General features: G+C 56.6%; 18 protein-coding genes and 1 pseudogene. 4 read left to right on the top strand and 15 right to left on the bottom strand.

What is annotated here, in order from left to right; genetic code table 11:
- Window position 1: 1 nt before the first annotated feature.
- From MKFW12EY_RS06170 to MKFW12EY_RS06120, 11 genes are all read right to left on the bottom strand, one after another.
- Complete coding sequence (locus MKFW12EY_RS06170; RefSeq protein ID WP_221054188.1) at window positions 2-928, bottom strand: vWA domain-containing protein; 927 nt, start codon at window positions 926-928, stop codon at window positions 2-4.
- Between the two features lie 52 nt (window positions 929-980).
- Entirely contained in the window at window positions 981-1,547 is a 567-nt protein-coding gene (locus MKFW12EY_RS06165; protein ID WP_221054187.1) for a tetratricopeptide repeat protein, read from the bottom strand.
- Window positions 1,541-2,524: a vWA domain-containing protein gene (locus tag MKFW12EY_RS06160; RefSeq protein WP_054761442.1), complete on the bottom strand. Its 984-nt coding sequence runs from the start codon at window positions 2,522-2,524 to the stop codon at window positions 1,541-1,543. Before MKFW12EY_RS06160 ends, MKFW12EY_RS06165 begins: the two co-directional genes overlap by 7 nt.
- The gene (locus MKFW12EY_RS06155) at window positions 2,521-3,435 is read right to left on the bottom strand and encodes a nonribosomal peptide synthetase MxaA (RefSeq protein ID WP_245006447.1); all 915 of its coding nucleotides are present in this window, start codon (window positions 3,433-3,435) and stop codon (window positions 2,521-2,523) included. The genes MKFW12EY_RS06160 and MKFW12EY_RS06155 overlap by 4 nt, the downstream gene beginning before the upstream one ends.
- Window positions 3,432-4,286 (bottom strand): DUF58 domain-containing protein, encoded by an 855-nt coding sequence (locus MKFW12EY_RS06150; RefSeq protein WP_221054186.1) that lies wholly within the window; start codon window positions 4,284-4,286, stop codon window positions 3,432-3,434. The genes MKFW12EY_RS06155 and MKFW12EY_RS06150 overlap by 4 nt, the downstream gene beginning before the upstream one ends.
- A gap of 39 nt (window positions 4,287-4,325) precedes the next feature.
- A complete protein-coding gene (locus tag MKFW12EY_RS06145) occupies window positions 4,326-4,952 on the bottom strand; it encodes a hypothetical protein (protein ID WP_054761440.1) in 627 nt (208 codons plus the stop codon).
- Window positions 4,953-4,956: 4 nt separating this feature from the next.
- Window positions 4,957-5,976, bottom strand: coding sequence for an AAA family ATPase (locus MKFW12EY_RS06140; protein ID WP_054761438.1), 1,020 nt, complete (start codon window positions 5,974-5,976; stop codon window positions 4,957-4,959).
- 381 nt (window positions 5,977-6,357) lie between these two features.
- Entirely contained in the window at window positions 6,358-6,639 is a 282-nt protein-coding gene (locus MKFW12EY_RS06135) for a methanol dehydrogenase [cytochrome c] subunit (protein WP_054761452.1), read from the bottom strand.
- A 116-nt stretch (window positions 6,640-6,755) separates the two neighbouring features.
- Complete coding sequence (gene moxG, locus MKFW12EY_RS06130; protein WP_064022394.1) at window positions 6,756-7,232, bottom strand: cytochrome c(L), periplasmic; 477 nt, start codon at window positions 7,230-7,232, stop codon at window positions 6,756-6,758.
- 13 nt (window positions 7,233-7,245) lie between these two features.
- Window positions 7,246-8,088: a methanol oxidation system protein MoxJ gene (gene moxJ, locus MKFW12EY_RS06125; RefSeq protein ID WP_054761433.1), complete on the bottom strand. Its 843-nt coding sequence runs from the start codon at window positions 8,086-8,088 to the stop codon at window positions 7,246-7,248.
- Between the two features lie 234 nt (window positions 8,089-8,322).
- Complete coding sequence (locus MKFW12EY_RS06120) at window positions 8,323-10,131, bottom strand: methanol/ethanol family PQQ-dependent dehydrogenase (protein ID WP_221054185.1); 1,809 nt, start codon at window positions 10,129-10,131, stop codon at window positions 8,323-8,325.
- 482 nt (window positions 10,132-10,613) lie between these two features.
- Between MKFW12EY_RS06120 and MKFW12EY_RS06115 the strand changes: the two genes are divergently transcribed.
- Window positions 10,614-11,270: a response regulator gene (locus MKFW12EY_RS06115; protein ID WP_054761450.1), complete on the top strand. Its 657-nt coding sequence runs from the start codon at window positions 10,614-10,616 to the stop codon at window positions 11,268-11,270.
- 232 nt (window positions 11,271-11,502) lie between these two features.
- Here the strand turns inward: MKFW12EY_RS06115 and MKFW12EY_RS06110 are convergent, their stop codons facing one another.
- Window positions 11,503-12,036, bottom strand: a complete 534-nt coding sequence (locus tag MKFW12EY_RS06110) for an HNH endonuclease (RefSeq protein WP_157199354.1) — start codon at window positions 12,034-12,036, stop codon at window positions 11,503-11,505.
- A 93-nt stretch (window positions 12,037-12,129) separates the two neighbouring features.
- On the opposite strand from MKFW12EY_RS06110, the gene MKFW12EY_RS06105 reads away from it, so the two are divergent.
- Window positions 12,130-13,356 (top strand): IS256 family transposase, encoded by a 1,227-nt coding sequence (locus tag MKFW12EY_RS06105; protein WP_221052987.1) that lies wholly within the window; start codon window positions 12,130-12,132, stop codon window positions 13,354-13,356.
- Between the two features lie 72 nt (window positions 13,357-13,428).
- Here the strand turns inward: MKFW12EY_RS06105 and MKFW12EY_RS06100 are convergent, their stop codons facing one another.
- The 3 genes and pseudogenes from MKFW12EY_RS06100 to MKFW12EY_RS06090 all read right to left on the bottom strand — a co-directional run.
- Complete coding sequence (locus MKFW12EY_RS06100) at window positions 13,429-13,656, bottom strand: hypothetical protein (protein WP_054763842.1); 228 nt, start codon at window positions 13,654-13,656, stop codon at window positions 13,429-13,431.
- A gap of 78 nt (window positions 13,657-13,734) precedes the next feature.
- Window positions 13,735-13,995 (bottom strand): restriction endonuclease subunit S, encoded by a 261-nt coding sequence (locus tag MKFW12EY_RS06095; RefSeq protein ID WP_221054184.1) that lies wholly within the window; start codon window positions 13,993-13,995, stop codon window positions 13,735-13,737.
- Window positions 13,950-14,626, bottom strand: a pseudogene (locus MKFW12EY_RS06090) (IS5 family transposase); the annotation flags it as partial. The gene MKFW12EY_RS06095 and the pseudogene MKFW12EY_RS06090, both read right to left, overlap by 46 nt.
- 153 nt (window positions 14,627-14,779) lie before the next feature.
- Between MKFW12EY_RS06090 and MKFW12EY_RS06085 the strand changes: the two are divergent.
- A complete protein-coding gene (locus MKFW12EY_RS06085) occupies window positions 14,780-15,529 on the top strand; it encodes an IS5 family transposase (RefSeq protein ID WP_054763859.1) in 750 nt (249 codons plus the stop codon).
- A 227-nt stretch (window positions 15,530-15,756) separates the two neighbouring features.
- A complete protein-coding gene (locus MKFW12EY_RS06080) occupies window positions 15,757-16,188 on the top strand; it encodes a hypothetical protein (RefSeq protein WP_221054182.1) in 432 nt (143 codons plus the stop codon).
- Window positions 16,189-16,411 lie beyond the last annotated feature (223 nt).

Raw genomic sequence — 16,411 nt, 5'->3', positions numbered from 1 at the left:
CCTAACGCCGCCAGTACAGAACCGATACGAACAACACGGCCAGACCGGCGAATTGCCAGGCAATAGCCGTCTCGGCCCGGCCCGGTTCGGCAAATTCTGAATCTTGCAACGCAAGGCCCAGACTGTCGGCGTCGGTCAGCCGCCGGTAGCGCAAGCCGCTGTCGCCGGCCAGTTTGCGCAGATAGTCTTCGTGCAAGCGGCTCAGATGCTCGTCGCCGGTCGCGGCCCGGCTACCGAACGGCGCGTTGCGGGCGTCGTAACCTTCGATTTTTTCGGGATTCAGGTCCGACTCGCCGAACGTGGAACGGTGCGGCACGTCTTCCGGCCGATAAAATCCCAAACGCTTGCCGTTGGCGTCGAACTTGGGAATCGGCGTGGCTTGATCGCCGCCGACACCGACAAGCAAGCCTTTGACCTGGCCTTTGAATACGGTCAAATCCGGCTGGTAACGCGGATTCGGCGGCGGAGCCTCCTGGCCGTCGCTGAAAAATACCAAAGCATCCCGGCTGTTTTTGAACGTTGCCAGCGTCGTCGCCAGTCCGGCAGCGATTCGGCTGTCCGCGGCCCAAGCCATACGCCAATCCAATGCCGCGATGGCCGCATCGATTTCGGCAAAGCCGGCACAGACTTCGATAGGCTCGAACAACACCACTGACCGCCGCTCGGTAAATACCCCCAAACCGACGTGCGATTGGCAGGGCAGCGCCAGCAACTGCCGGCGTAGCGCCTGCTTGACGTAGTCCAGCCGGCTAACGGCATGGCCGCCGATTTGGTAATCCTCGGTGTTCATGCTGCGGGTAATGTCGACGACGAACATCAGCCGATACAGCGGCTGGCGCACGCCGCGGGTCGGCCCGGCCGCGGCGATCAGGGCCAACGCCAACGCCGCGGCCAACAGCCAGAAGCGGAAATCTTTCAATAGCGTCATGACCGATAGCTCCGGCGCGGAAACGGCGCAGACGGGTTAGCGGATGCCATGTTTACGGCAAACCGCGCGGGAATCCGGGCAACGTGGTCCACAGCTCGGCCTTTTGCGAGCCGTCGTCTTCCTGGTTGCCGCTGTCGATCCGGTCCATTTCCGGCAGCAAGCGCATCGCCACTTCCAGATTGTATTTGGCATCCCAAAAACCGGGATCGGCGCCCAGCGCTGCGCGGTAAGCCTGTTTGGCCAATGCGACCAGCGGCGTCGCGCTATCCACACTGCCCTGACCGAGTTTTTCCTGCGCTTGGGCCAGATACAGATTGCCCAGGTTGTAACGCGCCTGGGCGCGCAAGGCCGCCGGCGCTTGCTGCAACAACAGGTTCAAGGTCGCCAACGCATCGTCGTAACGCCCGGCTTGGCGTAAATACACCGCCCGCGCCAAGCGCACCGCCGGATCGGCATGGGCCAAATCCTCGACCGCAACGTCGCGCCCGGCCAGCAATTGGCCGATCAGCCGGTTTTGCCCGGCAATGCCGGCCCAGAGCCAGGCCTGGCTCAGCGCCACCAACAATGCGGCGGCCAGCGCGGTCCACCAGAAACCGTGTTTGATACGTCGGATTAACATTTGGCCTCGCAAGCTTTCAGCCCGATCAGTAGCAACAGCAGCAGCGCCGCGCTCCGGTAGCACAGCGGCGCCAGATCTTGTTTCGGGATCCGTTCGAAATAATGCAGCGGTTGCTGCTCCAGCCGATTGATGTCGTCGATCGCCTGCCGCATCGCCCCCGGGTCTTCCGCCTGGTAGGCCTGGTAAGGGATATGCAGGCTGGAAAAAAACAAATGCAGATAGCGCTCCGGCATGGCCTGGGCATTGTCGTCGCGCGGATCGTTCGGTACGTCGTACAAGCCGGGGCTATTGGCGGTACGCAAGAATACCCAGTACAGGCGCACTTGCTGGCGCTGAAACAATTCTCTGAGCTTGGCTTCGCTGTCCGGATCGATCACCGCGGCGCCGTCCGACACCAACAAGACGATGCGGGCGCCGACCGCCGGGCGTTGGTCGAAATAAGACAAGGCCAGCGCCAAGCCCTTGCTGACGTTGGTATAGGCCAGCGCCGGCCGCGCCGTGGCGGCGATGGCCGCGGCTACCGCCTGCTTGTTTTCGGTCAGCGGCGTGACGAACAGCGGCGAGGTACTATAGGCGGCGACGCCGATCAAGTCGTGTGTGCGGCGCTCGACGAATTGGCTCAACAAGCGCCGGGCCGCGGCGGCCTTACTCTCGGCGCCGCCGGCCTCCGCCGAGGTCCCGGCAAAGGTCTGGTCCATGCTGTTGCTGCGATCCAGCAGCAACACGATATGCGCGCCGTGGCCGATGCGTTCGACCTGCTGTTCCGTGCGGTACATCCCGGCCATACCCAATACCAGGGCGGCCAGAGCCAATGCCCCCAGCAAGCGGATCAGAGCGTCGGCCAGCAGCGACAGCCGGTCCGGCGGCAACAGGGCCAAGGCCGGATGGCCGGCCAGACGTTGGCCGTATCTGAGCAAGGGCAAGCCGCACAGCAGCAGGCCTACCAACAGCCAGGGTTGTTCCACCGCCAAATTCATCGGCTCCCCCGCTCTATCGCCCGGCACAGGCCGCACAGCTTTTGCAGGCGCACTAAGTCGGTGTCGGCCTCGTCGCGCTGCCCGGCGAAAAAAAACCGGTTGGAATAGTCGAAAAACCAGGCCAGCTCGGCGCGAACTTGGCCGAATTCGGGATGCGCGCTCAGAAAATCCTGCAAGCGGTGGCCGAACACCGGCGTTCCGTGAGTCGCATTCAATGCGCTGTGCAGTGCGGCCAACCCGGCGGCCAATTCGCCCGGCGGCAACTGCCGCAAGCGCCTTTCGGCGGTTTTGAACGGGCTGCGCCGGGCAAACCATGGCAGATAACCGTACTGTCGCGCCAGCTTCAAGCCCAACATCGCTGCGGCCAACAGCGACAATGCCAAGTTGGTGCGCACGCTAGCGGTCGCCAACAACGCCGGCGCCTGATCCGGCCGCAGATATTCGCCTGCCTCGTCCTGGCGGGCGATCAATTCGCGCAGCGGCGCGACGGTGAATTGCCAGGGCGGCACGCTCTCCTCGACGGTTTGGCCGTATTGGCTGAAGCGCAGGGCAAAACCCGGAATCGTCAAGGCTTTCACTTCCAGCGGCGCGTAAAACACCTGGTATTCCAGCTCGATCCGGTACTCGCCGTCGCCAGCCTCGGCCAACTCGATCCGACGCAGATTCAGCCACCGGTTCAGCGGGCCGGGCTTGGGCAGGCTGGCCGGCTGCAATTGCACGCCGGGCCGGGTCTGCACCACGACGCGCATCGGAATGGTATCGCCGATCTGGTAACCGAACGGCCGCGGCGTTTCCAGATTGAAGGCCTCGACCGGCCGACTCGGACCACCGGCACATGCCGCCGCCAACGTTGCCGCAATCGCCAACGCCGCCAAACGCGAGACTTTGACTAGGTATCGGCGCCGCGTCACGCTGTCCGCTCCAGGAAATAGCGATTGAATTGTTCGACCCGGTAACCCTGTTCGATGAACATCGGCTCGCAGCCGGCGGCACGGAACAGGCGGCGCAGTTGTTCGCGCCGTGCGCTATAAGCCTGTTCGATGCGCCGTTTCAGGGCCGGCCGCAACCATAACCGCCGGCGGCGACCGCTTTCCAAATCCTGTAGCGCCAATAAGCCCCAATCGGGCAAGCCACGGTATTCGGCTTCGTCCCAAATCAATAACGGCACCGGTTGGTGGCGGCCCAAGGTCGCCAACAAACCGGGCAATCGGGCTAACGGCCAATGGCCGTCGCCGAGCAAAAACAACAAGGCCCGGCGCTGCGGCAGGTACGCACCGGCCTGCCACAGGCCGGCGCAGCCGCGTTGCTGCGGTAATTTTTTCAGGAGGCCGCCCAGAGAAGGCAACCAGCTCAAGTCGGTGCCGGGCGGCGCATACAACAAAGGCTTTTCGCCGTCGCCGAAACCGGCGAAACCGACCCGGTCGCCGCAAGCCAGCGCCGATGCGGCAATCGCTTTAACCAGGTCGGCCAATACTTCGCGCTTATCGAAGCGGCCGGCGTAAGCCAACGACGCCGACAGGTCCGCCAGCACCATGACTTCGACCCGGTCGTGTTCCTGGTAGGCCCTGACCCGGTATTGGCCGAACGGGTCGAGCACGCTGGCGCGCAAATCCAGCCGGCGCGGATCGGGCCGCGCCAACAAGGCCTCGTGGCGTTTGAATAACTGGCCGTTGCCGACCATCTGGCCGGGATGGGCGCCGGGGTAGACCTCGACGGCCGGCCTGGGCAAGCGATAGGAAAAAGGTTCGATGCGGGAGGCCATGGTGCGCTTAGCCGGAGAATTGTTCAAGGAATGCAGCCGCTACTGGGCGACGACGACCTGCACCACCAGCCCGGTCACCAGCAAATAGCCCGGTATGGCATATTTCAGCGGTGCATTGACCAGCATTTCGACCACGCCGGAGTAACCGCGCTGATTCTGGCTGTAAATCGCTTCGCCGAACAGCCACAGCAGCGAGTCCAGAATCAACAGCGCGATAATCGTGAAGAAGCCGACGTCGCTGAATAAAAACGACTTGCTGGCCAGCAGCGAGATGCGTTCGTTGGTATCGAAAAAGTTGGCGGTCAAGATGCCGATCATCAACGCCCCCTCGTCGAAGGCGACCAGGAAGAAGGTGTAGGTAAAGCGGCGCAAACGCAGCGAAAACCCGGCCAGTTGCGGCAGTCGCAAAGACAGGTACAACACCGGCACGCTGGCGCAAAACAACAAAATGCCGATCACCGACAACAAGATCCAGAACTTGAAGCCGACCGCGTCGTTCAGTGCGCTGGTGTAATAGGCGGCGTAGGGAATTTCCGAATACGCGTCCAACGCGCTGGCAATCAGCGAACTGATGATGCCGACGCCGGACCAGGTCAAATAGGTTTCCAGCAGATGGCCGAGCCCTGCATGCGGGACCAGCGCCCGTAAAAATCGTTTCCAATCCATAAGTTTAAGGTGCGGCGATGCGCTGCAAGATTTGGTTGACCAGTTCCGGAAGCAAAACCTCCCGGCGATAGGCGTAAATCGGGTTTAAGAACAGGCGGTGGCTCATGGTCGGCGCATAAACCGCTTGCAAGTCCTCCGGCCACAAATTGTCGCGGCCTTCCAGCCAGGCTCTGACCTTGGCGGCGCGAATCAGGTAGCTCATACCGCGCGGACTGGCGCCGGATTGCAGCAGTTGGCCGATGTCGACGTCGCTGACGCTGATGCCGTAAGCCTGCGGCTCGGCCGTCGCTTGCCACAGCTCCAGCGCGTATTTGTGCAGCGCCGGCGCGGCCTGCACCCGCTGTTGAATCGACTCGGCCAGCGCGTTCAGGTTTTGGTAGCCGATGGCCGATTCCGGCATCGTTCCGATCAAGGCATCGACGTCGTGGAAACGCGGATCGAACATCAATTGGTCCAGTACCGCGTCGTCGCCGGGGGCAGCGATGTTGATTTCCATCAGAAAACGGTCGCGGGCGGCGGCCGGCAATTCGAAGGTTTCTTCCCGCTCCACCCGGTTGCGGTCGGCGAATACCAGCATATGCGGCATCCGGTATTCGCGGTTGAAGGCGCCGACTGCGCGCTCGGCCATCACCCGCAGCAGCAGCGAATGCACTTGCGGTCGGGCGCGGTTGATTTCGTTGAAGAAGAATACCGCCAGTTCCTCGCCCTGCTTCAGCAACGGTCCGGGGTCGACCCGCGGCCGGCCGTCTTGATCCAGATAGGTGTAGTACACCAGGTCGGACGGCATCAAATCTATCGTGCCTTCGATACGCTGGTAGCGGCCGCCCAAACCCTGGGCCACGGTACGCAGCAAGGTGGTTTTGCCGACGCCGACCTGGCCCTCCAATAACACGTGGCCGCGAGCGAACACCGCGATGATGAGATTGCGCACTGCGGCCTGCTGGCCGATCACGATGCGGTTGATGTGCCGTTCGAAATTGAGGGCCTGTTCGCAGCGGTCGCTGAGTTGATGTTCTGAATTCATAATCGTAAAAAAGCCCCGACGCATTGCTTTGCCGGAGCGGAGTATTTCTATCCTCTAGGGATGCATTTGCCGACCATTCCGTTGCCGAAAACGTTTGGGGAGGCCGGCCGGAATCAGCGTCGTGTTTCGGACGGTGCCGAAATGCCGGAAACGCCTGTCGGCTTATTCCGGCCTACGGCTGTTCGCTACGCTCAGCCGGAACCGGATAACAGTAACCGGCTTAACAGGTTTATGATCGGCAATCGCAGGAATTAGGCCCCGCCATCCCTGGCGGCTTCCTAAGGGTTCGTTAAAGCCCGCCGTTTTGCTGGCAGCCTGCGGCGCGCTGAACATGCCGGCAACGCCTATCGGCCTATTTCGGCCTGCGGCTCATCGTTGAGCTCATTGACCTTCCACGTCGTAAACGAATTTTCCGGTTTTAGCCAGAACTTCCGTCCGCTTGGCGTTACGCGCTTCCATTTCCTTGATCGACTGGGCTTGTTTGTTCAACTCGTTCGGATCGTGTTTGGGGTCGTATTTGCTGCCCGCCACTTGCGCCGGATAACCCGGTTTCGGTTCCCAGCAGTTGCCGGCTTCTTTGCATTTGGTGCCGTCATAGGCTTTAGCGGTGCCGGACAAAGCCAATGCCAGTAACACAGTGCCTAACAATACTAATTTGTTCATGTTGATCTCCTGATAATTTATTGGATAACCGTCGTGCTCTAGCGGCCGTAGGGTACGCATTGCGGACCCTACCAACCTTCCCTCTCCCTTTGGGCGAGGGGCCGCGGCGAGGGTGATTATTTCAACCACTCCGCCTTTTTCGGATCGCCTTTATAAATGCTGCGCAAGAAGGACATGATGTGCAGCATGTCGTCGGTGCTGAAGTTGACGTACTGCGGACCCATCATGCCGTTGGCGCCGCCGAACAGGATTTCGAACAAGCCCTGGTCGGTCAGGCCGCGCGGATAGGTCCAGTAGTCGTCGGCCAAACCGGGGCCCAATTTGCCTTCGGCTTCGTGACCGTGGCAACCGGAACAGCCGGTCATGTACAGACTCTCGCCTTTCTTGGCGGCTTCGGCGTCGCCGTTGTACGGGTTCTTGCCGGTTTGCATGAATTGCTTGAATTTGTCGGTATTGCCGCCCTTCTTGGCGAAGCTCAAATCCAGCGTTTCCCCGGTCAAGGCGTGGCGCAGGGTGATGTCGGCCTGGGCCGCGGAAATCGCGGCCAGCGACAGAGTCAGTGCAACGCCGTTGAAAAATGTCTTCAATTTCATTTAATGATTCCTGTTAGTTCATGGACAAGGCGGTTTCGGGTTCGTCCAGCAGCGGAATACCCTCCGCTTCCAGCAGTTCCTCGATATCGTCCTGTTTGTCGCGCACGATTTTGTTCAACTGTTCCAGTAATGCGGTATCGCCTTTGCGCACGCCGATTGCGGTGCTGTAGTGGAACCCGACTTTTTCGCCGTCGGCGCGTTTGGCGGTGTCCGGAATCAGCGTCATCGTCAGCGGCGTCGCCGCGGCTTTGACGTAACGCGCCGCCGCCGGCCCCCACAGAATGGCGATTTCGGCTTTGCCGGAAGCGACTTCGTTGACCAGTTTGTCGTTGTCGTACTTGACGTATTGGTTACGCTTGGACTTGAAGCCGGCCAACTCTTGTTGGTAGTTGAACATGTCGTTGTAGCGGCCTATTGCCCGCAGCATGGTTTCAGCCGGGCTGCCGGGCGCGAAGGCGATGCGCTTGGCGGTCTTCAGCGCCGGACTGTCCCAGTTCTGCAAATCCAAACCGTCCTGCTCGCGGCTGATGAAGACGTAGCCGGAGCGGTAGTACGGCGCCGTCGTCAGCAAGCGCGGGTCGCCGGCATCGACGCCCATCACCACGTCGCACAAGCCTTTATCCAGGTAATCGCGGATGAAGTAGCGCGGATCGGTCCAGCTTACCGTTTCCAGCTTGCGACCCAGTTGCTCGGCGACGTATTGCGCCAGCTTGTTTTCGAAGCCCTCGCCGTTTTTATTGGAGTAAGGCATTTCGTTTTCGGCGGTGCAGACTTTCAACGCCGGTTGCTCGGCTTGGGCCGTGGCGAAACCCATGCCCAACGCCAAAGCGGTAAAAATGTGTATCTTTTTTTTCACGGATATATGTCCAGTTGTAGGGTACGCATCGCGTACCTTGTTCGACTTAACAATCACAATATCTAAACCGGTACGCGATGCGTACCCTACCTCTCTCCCCTCACCCTCTCCCAGCGGGAGAGGGGTGCTTTAGGCACTCGTTTCGCCGGAAATAGTGGCTGAATGAAAACGCCTATCAGCAACCGAGGATTGAGCCCCTCTCCCCCAGGGAGAGGGGTTGGGGTGAGGGCCGCCTTACAGCGAGAACACCATCACGCCGCCGCCCATTTGGGTGTAATGCGCCAATTCCTTGAACGCACCGACAGCACCCAAGCCAGCGGTCGGGTCGGCCAGGTCGAACACCAAGCCAACGCCGGGCCAGCCGCCGACACCGTAATAAATCGCAACGTACTGTTTGTTGTTGTGTTTATAGGTAATCGGGTGGCCGATGACGCCTGAAGGCAGTTTGAACTTCCACAGCTCTTCGCCGGTTTTGGAATGGCGGGCTTTGATGTAGCCGTCCAAGGTGCCGTAGAACACCAAGTCGCCGGCAGTGGCTGTCGTGCCGCCCCAGACCGCGAATTTCTCCTGAACTTCCCACTCCATTTTGCCGGTGACGGCATTCATCGCTTTGACTTGGCCCAAGGTGCCTTTAGGACCGGGATACATGTTCAAGGTCGCGCCGACGAAGAACTGACCCGCGCGGTAAGGCAACATGAACGGTTCCCAATCCATGCAGATGTGGTTGACGCCCATGAAGAACAGTTGCTTGTTCGGATCGTAAGACTCGATACCCTGGTTGTGGTACCCCATTGCCGACGGGCAGATGCCAGTGGCTTGGTGGTCCATGTGGGTCGAATATTCCGGATCGCGCACCGGCAAGCCGGTTTTCAGATCGACTTTCTTGACCCAGTTGACGGTGTCGTCGATTTTGAAGGCATTGATCAGATCGCCGTTCTCGCGGTCCAGGGTGTAGACCAGACCGTTGCGGTCCGGGTGGGTCAGCAGCTTGCGCTTCTTACCGTCCACCACTTGCTCGGACAAGCCCATGTAGTTGACGCCGGCGTAGTCCCATTCGTCATGCGGAGTTTTTTGGTAGCCGAATTTGGCTTCGCCGCTATTGATGTCGCGGCCCCAGATGGTCATGGTCCATTTGTTGTCGCCGGGACGCATGGTTTCGTTCCACGGTGCCGGGTTACCCGAGCCGTAGTACAGCATTTCCAGGTCGCTGTCGTAAGCGTACCAGCCCCAGTTGGTGCCGCCGCCGATTTTCCAGGCGTCGCCTTCCCAGGTTTTCAGGCCCAGACCGAACTGGCCGTAGTGCGGGTTGGCTTTGTTGAAGTCTTTGGACAATTTGATGTCTTCGTCGGGACCGGTGGCATATACCCGCCACTCTTGCTTGCCGTCTTTGACGTTATAGGCGGTGGCGTAACCGCGCACGCCCAACTCGGCGCCGGAGGAACCGACGATGACCTTATCCTTGGCGACGAACGGCGCCACGGTCAAGGTAGAACCCATGGCGATGTCGGAGTTTTCCATTTTCCAGCGCAGCTCGCCGGTTTTGGCGTTCAGCGCCACCACGTGGCCGTCCAACTGGTTCAAAAAGATCGTGGCCGGATAATCCTTGCCGGCCGGCGCATATGCCAAACCGCGGTTGACCACGTCGCAACAGGCGACGGCGCGGGCCGCCGGGTTTTGCTTGGGCTTGAATTGCCACAGGATTTTGTCCGGTTCGTTCAAATCGATCGCGAACACGTTGTTCGGATACGGGGTATGCACGTACATGATGCCATCCACCACCAGCGGGCCGCCTTCGTGGCCGTTCAGTACGCCGGTCGAGAAAGACCATGCCACTTTCAGGTTTTTGACGTTGTTGGCGTTGATGTCGATCATCTCGCTGAAATGGGTGGAGCCGTAATCCTTGGTCTGCATCACCCAATTGGTGTTTTGTTTGGAAAGTTGCTCCAGCTCTTTATTCGCTTGCGCCGACTGCGGCACGCTCAACGCTGCCCCGGTCAATACGGCCGATGTCGCCACGTGCTTGGCAAACCGTGAAATTTGCATGAATCCTCCTAAGTTGTTTATTAGAGTGCATGGCCCGGCAAATCGGTTGGTTAGGGGAGCCTTCCGTTAAAAGCGGATACGCACCCGGCGTATCCGGGCAAAATCAATAGCAAGATGCGCATTGATTTTGGCGTTTACCCGTTAACGCGAGATGCCGCAATCCGGCAATCTCCTGACTTTTTCAGATCAGCAGTCTCGATCAATTCGCACACATCATTGACTTAGACCTACCGGGCCATGCTGACGGGAAATGGTAAAGAAACCGCCCGGCCCGGCGTTACGGAATAATCCATGAAAAACACAGGAAAATCGCGGAAAAACGCCTGGAATCTTTCCCAGAACGCGGCAGCGCCGCAACCGGCATATTCGGGAAAAGCTCCCATGGTTTCAGGAGCGAAAACGCGGCATTATGAAAAGCGGGTCCGCCCAACCGGGTTACCGGACCCGCTTTTACACAATCCGCGAAAGAGGAAGTATTGCCTGTGGCAAACAAAATCAGCGTGTTATTGGTCGACGACCACGCCGTGGTCCGCGCCGGTTACAAGACCTACCTGTCGCTGTCCGAACGCATCGGCGAAATCTACGAAGCCGACCGCGGCGAAACCGCCTGCCAAATTTACTCCCGGCATACGCCGGACGTCGTCGTGATGGATTTGTCTATGCCCGGCCTGGGCGGCCTGGAATCGGTAAGGCGCCTGCTGAGCCGGCACCCGGCCTGCCGCATCCTGATCTTTAGCATTCACAACGAACTGGTCTACGTCACCCGCGCCATCAAAGCCGGCGCCAGGGGCTACATCACCAAAAACAACGAGCCGGACACGCTGGTCACCGCGGTATGTGCCATCGCCGAAGGCAACACCTACATCGACCCAGACCTGGCCCAGCAATTGGCGGTAAACATGGCGGTGGGCCAGGACGAGTCCTACAAGATCAAATCGCTGTCGCCGCGCGAATTCGACATTTTCTGCCTGCTGGCCAACGGCCTAAGCACCCGCGAAGCGGCGGAGAAACTATGTTTGAGCTACAAAACCGTCTGCAACCACAGCACGGCGATCAAAGAAAAGCTGGGGGTGAAAACCATGTCGGAAATGACTTTGCTCGCTAGTCGGCAGGGGATTATTAAAAGTACGGCGGCTTGAGGTGCGTGGCGGCGATCCCCTTCATCAAAAACGGACAAATCAAGACGCGCAAACAGAAAGGTGCCGTATTGCAGACGAAAACGGCGGGCAATCCTGCCGGAGCGGGATCAAGGAGATGATATCGGTATGAAAACCATGAGAATTACGGTACGGCTTTGAACTCGTAATACAGGTATTTTTGAAAACCGCTGAACACCTTGCCGATCTCACCAATGCTGGCTACATCGACGATTTATCTAAACAAAGCGATATAGCGCGGCATAATTTTGCTTCTAAGTTCGTCCACAGACAAAGGTGGATTACGCTGGTGAACCATACTGTGGCAATTAGGGCACAACGGAACCAAATCCTGTTCCGGATCGATCACGTAACTATCCTTTATCGTATGCAAAGGAATCACGTGATGGACGTGAATATAATCTCTGCCCAAATCCGGCCCATAGACATAGGCCATATTGAGTCCGCAAGCTTTGCAACTCGTACCATGAAATTCAATGCACCGTCTTCGCGCCGAAGGGTCTCGCTCATAGCGATTGACGGTTACCTGTTGTACAGCACCTTCCACATGCCGATGCTCGGAGACATTAACGTCATCAGGATAAATCAGGGAACCACCGATCAGTCGCGACCATAGCGTTTCGAGCTGCAAGTGGTTCCCAGTAAAAGGTGTTCCCGAAGCTTGAGGCGTGAACATGCGGCTAGGGACGTTAAGCTTTGATGCCAATTCCTGATGCGAAATAACTGCTTTTGAAGGTGACTTGGTCAAGTAATCGAATCTAACCAAAACATACCGAGGGTGTAAGAATTTTTGTGTAAACGGCCATTAGGCAGGAAACTGCCCTTACTTTGAGGAGTAACTATGACCTTACCAAAAGCCATCCCAACCGACCTAATTGATACCTTATTGTCGGGCTATCAAAAACCTGAAGACCTGCTGGGCGAAAATGGCCTGCTAAAACAACTCACCAAGGCCTTGGTCGAGCGAGCCTTAGAAGCCGAAATGACTGAACATTTAGGCCATGCCAAGCATGAGTCAGTCTGCAACGCCACCGGCAACACCCGCAATGGCAAGAGCCGTAAAACCCTCAAAGGCGATTTTGGCGCATTGCCGATTGAGATTCCCCGTGATCGTCATGGTCAGTTCGAGCCGCAAATCATTGGCAAACACCAATCCCGCTGGACGGGCTTTGATGACAAGATCATTTCACTCTATGCCCGAGGTCTGACCGTCAGGGAAATCCAGAGCCATCTGGAAGAACTGTATGGCACTGAAGTTTCACCCACCTTGATCTCCTCGGTGACGGACGCCGTGATTGAGGAAGTCAAAGCCTGGCAATTGCGGCCGCTTGATCCGGTTTACCCCATCGTTTATCTCGATTGTATCCACGTCAAAGTGCGCGATACCGGTGCCGTTCGTGTCAAGGCCGTTTATCTGGCCATAGGGATTAACCTGCAAGGAGAGAAGGAAGTGCTGGGCTTGTGGATCGCCCAAACCGAAGGCGCCAAGTTTTGGTTACAGGTCGTGACAGACCTCAAGAATCGCGGCGTGCAAGACATCTTCATTGCCTGTGTCGACGGTTTGAAAGGCTTCCCGGAAGCGATTGAAACCGTCTATCCACACGCCGCCGTCCAACTGTGTATCGTCCACCTAGTCCGCAACAGCCTGAACTATGTCAGTTGGAAAATGCGTAAACAGATCGCCGGCGATCTCAAACGAATATACCAATCCGCCAGCGTCGTTGAAGCAGAGCAAAGGCTGGCTGAGTTCGAGACGCAGTGGAACGAGGCCTACCCGCCCATTGCTCAAATTTGGCGACGTAATTGGGATAGAATCATTCCCTTCTTCGACTATCCGCCCGAGATACGCCGCATCATTTACACTACGAATGCGATCGAGTCGGTGAACATGAGTTTGCGGAAAATCACCAAGAATCGCGGCTCATTTCCCAGTGATGAAGCCTTGTCGAAATTGTTCTATTTGGCCCTGATGAATATCAGTCAAAAATGGACCATGCCGTTGCATGACTGGAAAGCGGCTTTGAATCGGTTTAGCATTCAGTTTGAAGACAGGATGCCCAATCGATAATTAAATCCCGTTTACACAAAATTCAGGACACCCTCAACATACCAGGCACGTTTACTCGGATCTTCAAAGTCGTCAGTCGTCATCCTGATAGGCATCAGATATGATTTTTCCTGAGCCGATCAATCCGGGAAGTTGCTGCCCCACCCGAGACAAAAATATTCTATCGCCGATATTGCATTGTCTGTGCGATGCGCACTTCCACCTAATTGTAACATCCTTGCCAGCCGCAAAGTCATCCATCAATTTTTGCAGTTCACTTTCGGGCCACTTGTCTTTATTCCATGTCAGGATATAGGTCATATATTTCCTCCTTGAAAGAGTGATTTTTTGCGTTGAACTAGCTTAACCGCCGTATGCTAAGCCTACTTGGCTTATCGATCATGCCGCTTGCTCGGCGGGCAACAAGGCTTGCTGCAGCACCGCTTCCAGCAGGCGGCGGCTGTCGACGGCGGTGTCGGCGAGCTGGGTTTCCAGTTGGTCGCACAGTGCCATCAGTTCATCAACTTTGGCGACGATGCGATGTTGTTCGGCGAGAGGAGGGAGTGGAATAGGGAATTCCCGAGCGTTTGTTAAGAGGGTATAAACAAAATAAATCACCCAGTTAACCGGCAGGCCAGCATTCTGGCTTCCGCCAGCCAAACCCAGGCTTCAGATACCTTGTTCAAGCGATCATGGTGCATGACCAGGCGTCGTGCGCGTTCGTTCCAGGCGTGGTACGCTCGACTAGCCAACGCTTCTGCAATACGGTGAAACCGGTTGCCAATGTTTCGGGGAACAAGTCCTGTTGCCCAGCCTTTACCCAACGGCCGACATTCCGATTCGCCGGATGGCGCACCACTTCGACCGTCAGCCCATGTTTCGCCTCGGCAGCGGCCGCCCATTTTCCGGCGTAAGCGCTGTCGACGTACACTCGTTGCACCGTGGGGTATTTTTCCACGGCGCTGGCTAGGGCGTAGATGCCCGCATCGCGGTCTTGCAGGTTGGCTGCACATACACTGACGGCCATCAGTAAACCCAGGGTATCCACAACGAGGTTGCGCTTGCGACCTTTGACCTTCTTGCCGGCGTCATAACCGACTGGCCCGCCCTGCGGCGAACTCCGCATACTTTGCGCATCCAACACCGCCGTACTGGGCATGGCATCGCGCTCTTCGCGGGCTCGCCACATCTGTCGTAAGCGGTCATGCATCGCTTCAAACCGGCCCAGGGCACTCCAACGGCGAAAGGTTTTGTAGACGTTATCCCAATGCGGGAAGTCTTTCGGCAATACCAGTGATGTAAATTGTTTATTGATTTCGGAAAAATATTTTGGAGAAAAAAATGGATCAGCCAGTAGGGGCTGTTGCCATTTTCAAACAATAGCCTTGAAATTGAGCGGCTCTGCCTCAGTAGATTGATTTTTCAATCAAAAGACAAGCAACCGATGCCACGACAATTGTTTACGGACGAATACTGGAATAAATTCAAAGCCATCATGTTAAGCCTGGGGATTTACGACAAGCCTTCGCTCCGGCAAACGGTAGAAGGGATTTTTTATCGCATGCGAGTCGGCTGCCCCTGGCGAGACCTGCCTGCCACGTTTGGTAAGTGGAATGCCGTGTACAAACGGTTCAATGCGTGGTCACTGCAAGAAAAACTGATGGGCATTTTTCGAGGTCTAGTTGTGGCACCCGATTTGGAATGGACCTTTATTGACGGCAGTATCGTAAAAGCGCATCAGCATAGTAGTGGCGCGGCTCGTGAACAGGATGCCGCGATTGGGAAATCCGTCGCGGGTAACACCACGAAAATCCATATGGCCGTTGATGCCTGCGGGCTGCCTATTCATTTCTCGGTCACCGGTGGTGAAGTCCATGACTGTAAAGAAGCGCCGAAATTAGTGGCTAAACTGCCTTTGGCTGACTACACGGTCGCTGACAAAGGCTATGACAGTGAACCTCTAAGGATTCAAATTCGAGAGAAAGGGAGTGTGCCCATCATTCCTAGAAAACAGAATTCAATCGTCGGGAATGACGGAATGGATTGGTGTCTCTACCAATATCGCCACCTCGTTGAAAATGTCTTTGCGCGATTGAAACATTTCAGAGCCATCGCGACGCGATATGACAAATTGAAACGCAATTTTGAAAGCGTTGTCGCTTTGGCCTGCGCTTTTATTTGGTTACCCATGTAAAACGGCAACAGCCCCTAGTGATTTACAACTTCTGTCCTGCGTTTGGTAGTGTTTAAGCATGACCAAAATGCCAATTTTTCTGATGATCGGCATCGCCACACGATTCAGTTTCTTGGAAAAATTGCTTGAATAAATCTGTTTCGCAAAAATGAGTCATGCCTATGTCACGTCCAAACCGATTGTTAGGAGAGTATTGATATTGGCGAGGTGCACACAGTGACAAACTGATGAATAAATTTGATATTTCTAAAGAACTGCGTGAATTCATTCTCGCAATCGCAAAACGAGAAGATGTGCATTCAGTATCCTGCCCATTCAAAGACACCATACTTTGGGAAGGCTTGCTGGATGAACAGATCAAGCGTGCACGAAAGTTAGGGAAAGCACCTGGAGATGCTTTCTTACTTTGTGGCCCGGATAGTGGAATCCCCGGCATAGCCAAGCATTACCCGATGCTGCTTGATGAACTATCCGAAGAAGAGTACTGCACTGGCGACACATTGGAAGAAAAAATGCGTGGTGACATACATATCCCCTACGAGGGTGTCTGCGGTGCTGATTTTTTTATCTATCCCACTTGGCGAAGGCTAGATTCAAAACGCTGGGAACTTGAGAATGCTCGGCTAGACTGGGCAACCCCGGCGAAATCCTGCAATTAATTATTGCTCTACGGTAATTTCGGAGAACCTGCTTGCGCCACACGAACCGGTCCCATTGATGGCTGGTGGCTCTACCGTAGCACTGCACCTTATAAGGACTGCAACCCGTTTCATCATAGATATTGATACGGATCTGTAAGTTATCGCAGCGAAAAAATAAGCTCTCTGATTTGAAAGTTGCCCAGAGGTTGCCCTGAAAAAATCGAAGACACAAAAAAAGGGC

Origin of the sequence: Methylomonas koyamae, assembly GCF_019669905.1 — a bacterium.
Lineage (GTDB): Bacteria > Pseudomonadota > Gammaproteobacteria > Methylococcales > Methylomonadaceae > Methylomonas > Methylomonas koyamae.
The sequence above is the reverse complement of the archived record's forward strand: the minus strand, read 5'-3'. Positions and strand labels throughout refer to the sequence as shown.

What these genes read in the sequence shown, in the direction of transcription:
- MKFW12EY_RS06170 (WP_221054188.1), bottom strand. Translation starts at nt 928, where the DNA reads ATGACGCTATTGAAAGATTTCCGCTTCTGGCTGTTGGCCGCGGCGTTG.
- MKFW12EY_RS06165 (WP_221054187.1), bottom strand. Translation starts at nt 1,547, where the DNA reads ATGTTAATCCGACGTATCAAACACGGTTTCTGGTGGACCGCGCTGGCC.
- MKFW12EY_RS06160 (WP_054761442.1), bottom strand. Translation starts at nt 2,524, where the DNA reads ATGAATTTGGCGGTGGAACAACCCTGGCTGTTGGTAGGCCTGCTGCTG.
- MKFW12EY_RS06150 (WP_221054186.1), bottom strand. Translation starts at nt 4,286, where the DNA reads ATGGCCTCCCGCATCGAACCTTTTTCCTATCGCTTGCCCAGGCCGGCC.
- MKFW12EY_RS06145 (WP_054761440.1), bottom strand. Translation starts at nt 4,952, where the DNA reads ATGGATTGGAAACGATTTTTACGGGCGCTGGTCCCGCATGCAGGGCTC.
- MKFW12EY_RS06140 (WP_054761438.1), bottom strand. Translation starts at nt 5,976, where the DNA reads ATGAATTCAGAACATCAACTCAGCGACCGCTGCGAACAGGCCCTCAAT.
- MKFW12EY_RS06135 (WP_054761452.1), bottom strand. Translation starts at nt 6,639, where the DNA reads ATGAACAAATTAGTATTGTTAGGCACTGTGTTACTGGCATTGGCTTTG.
- moxG (WP_064022394.1), bottom strand. Translation starts at nt 7,232, where the DNA reads ATGAAATTGAAGACATTTTTCAACGGCGTTGCACTGACTCTGTCGCTG.
- MKFW12EY_RS06120 (WP_221054185.1), bottom strand. Translation starts at nt 10,131, where the DNA reads ATGCAAATTTCACGGTTTGCCAAGCACGTGGCGACATCGGCCGTATTG.
- MKFW12EY_RS06105 (WP_221052987.1), top strand. Translation starts at nt 12,130, where the DNA reads ATGACCTTACCAAAAGCCATCCCAACCGACCTAATTGATACCTTATTG.
- MKFW12EY_RS06100 (WP_054763842.1), bottom strand. Translation starts at nt 13,656, where the DNA reads ATGACCTATATCCTGACATGGAATAAAGACAAGTGGCCCGAAAGTGAA.
- MKFW12EY_RS06085 (WP_054763859.1), top strand. Translation starts at nt 14,780, where the DNA reads ATGCCACGACAATTGTTTACGGACGAATACTGGAATAAATTCAAAGCC.
- MKFW12EY_RS06080 (WP_221054182.1), top strand. Translation starts at nt 15,757, where the DNA reads ATGAATAAATTTGATATTTCTAAAGAACTGCGTGAATTCATTCTCGCA.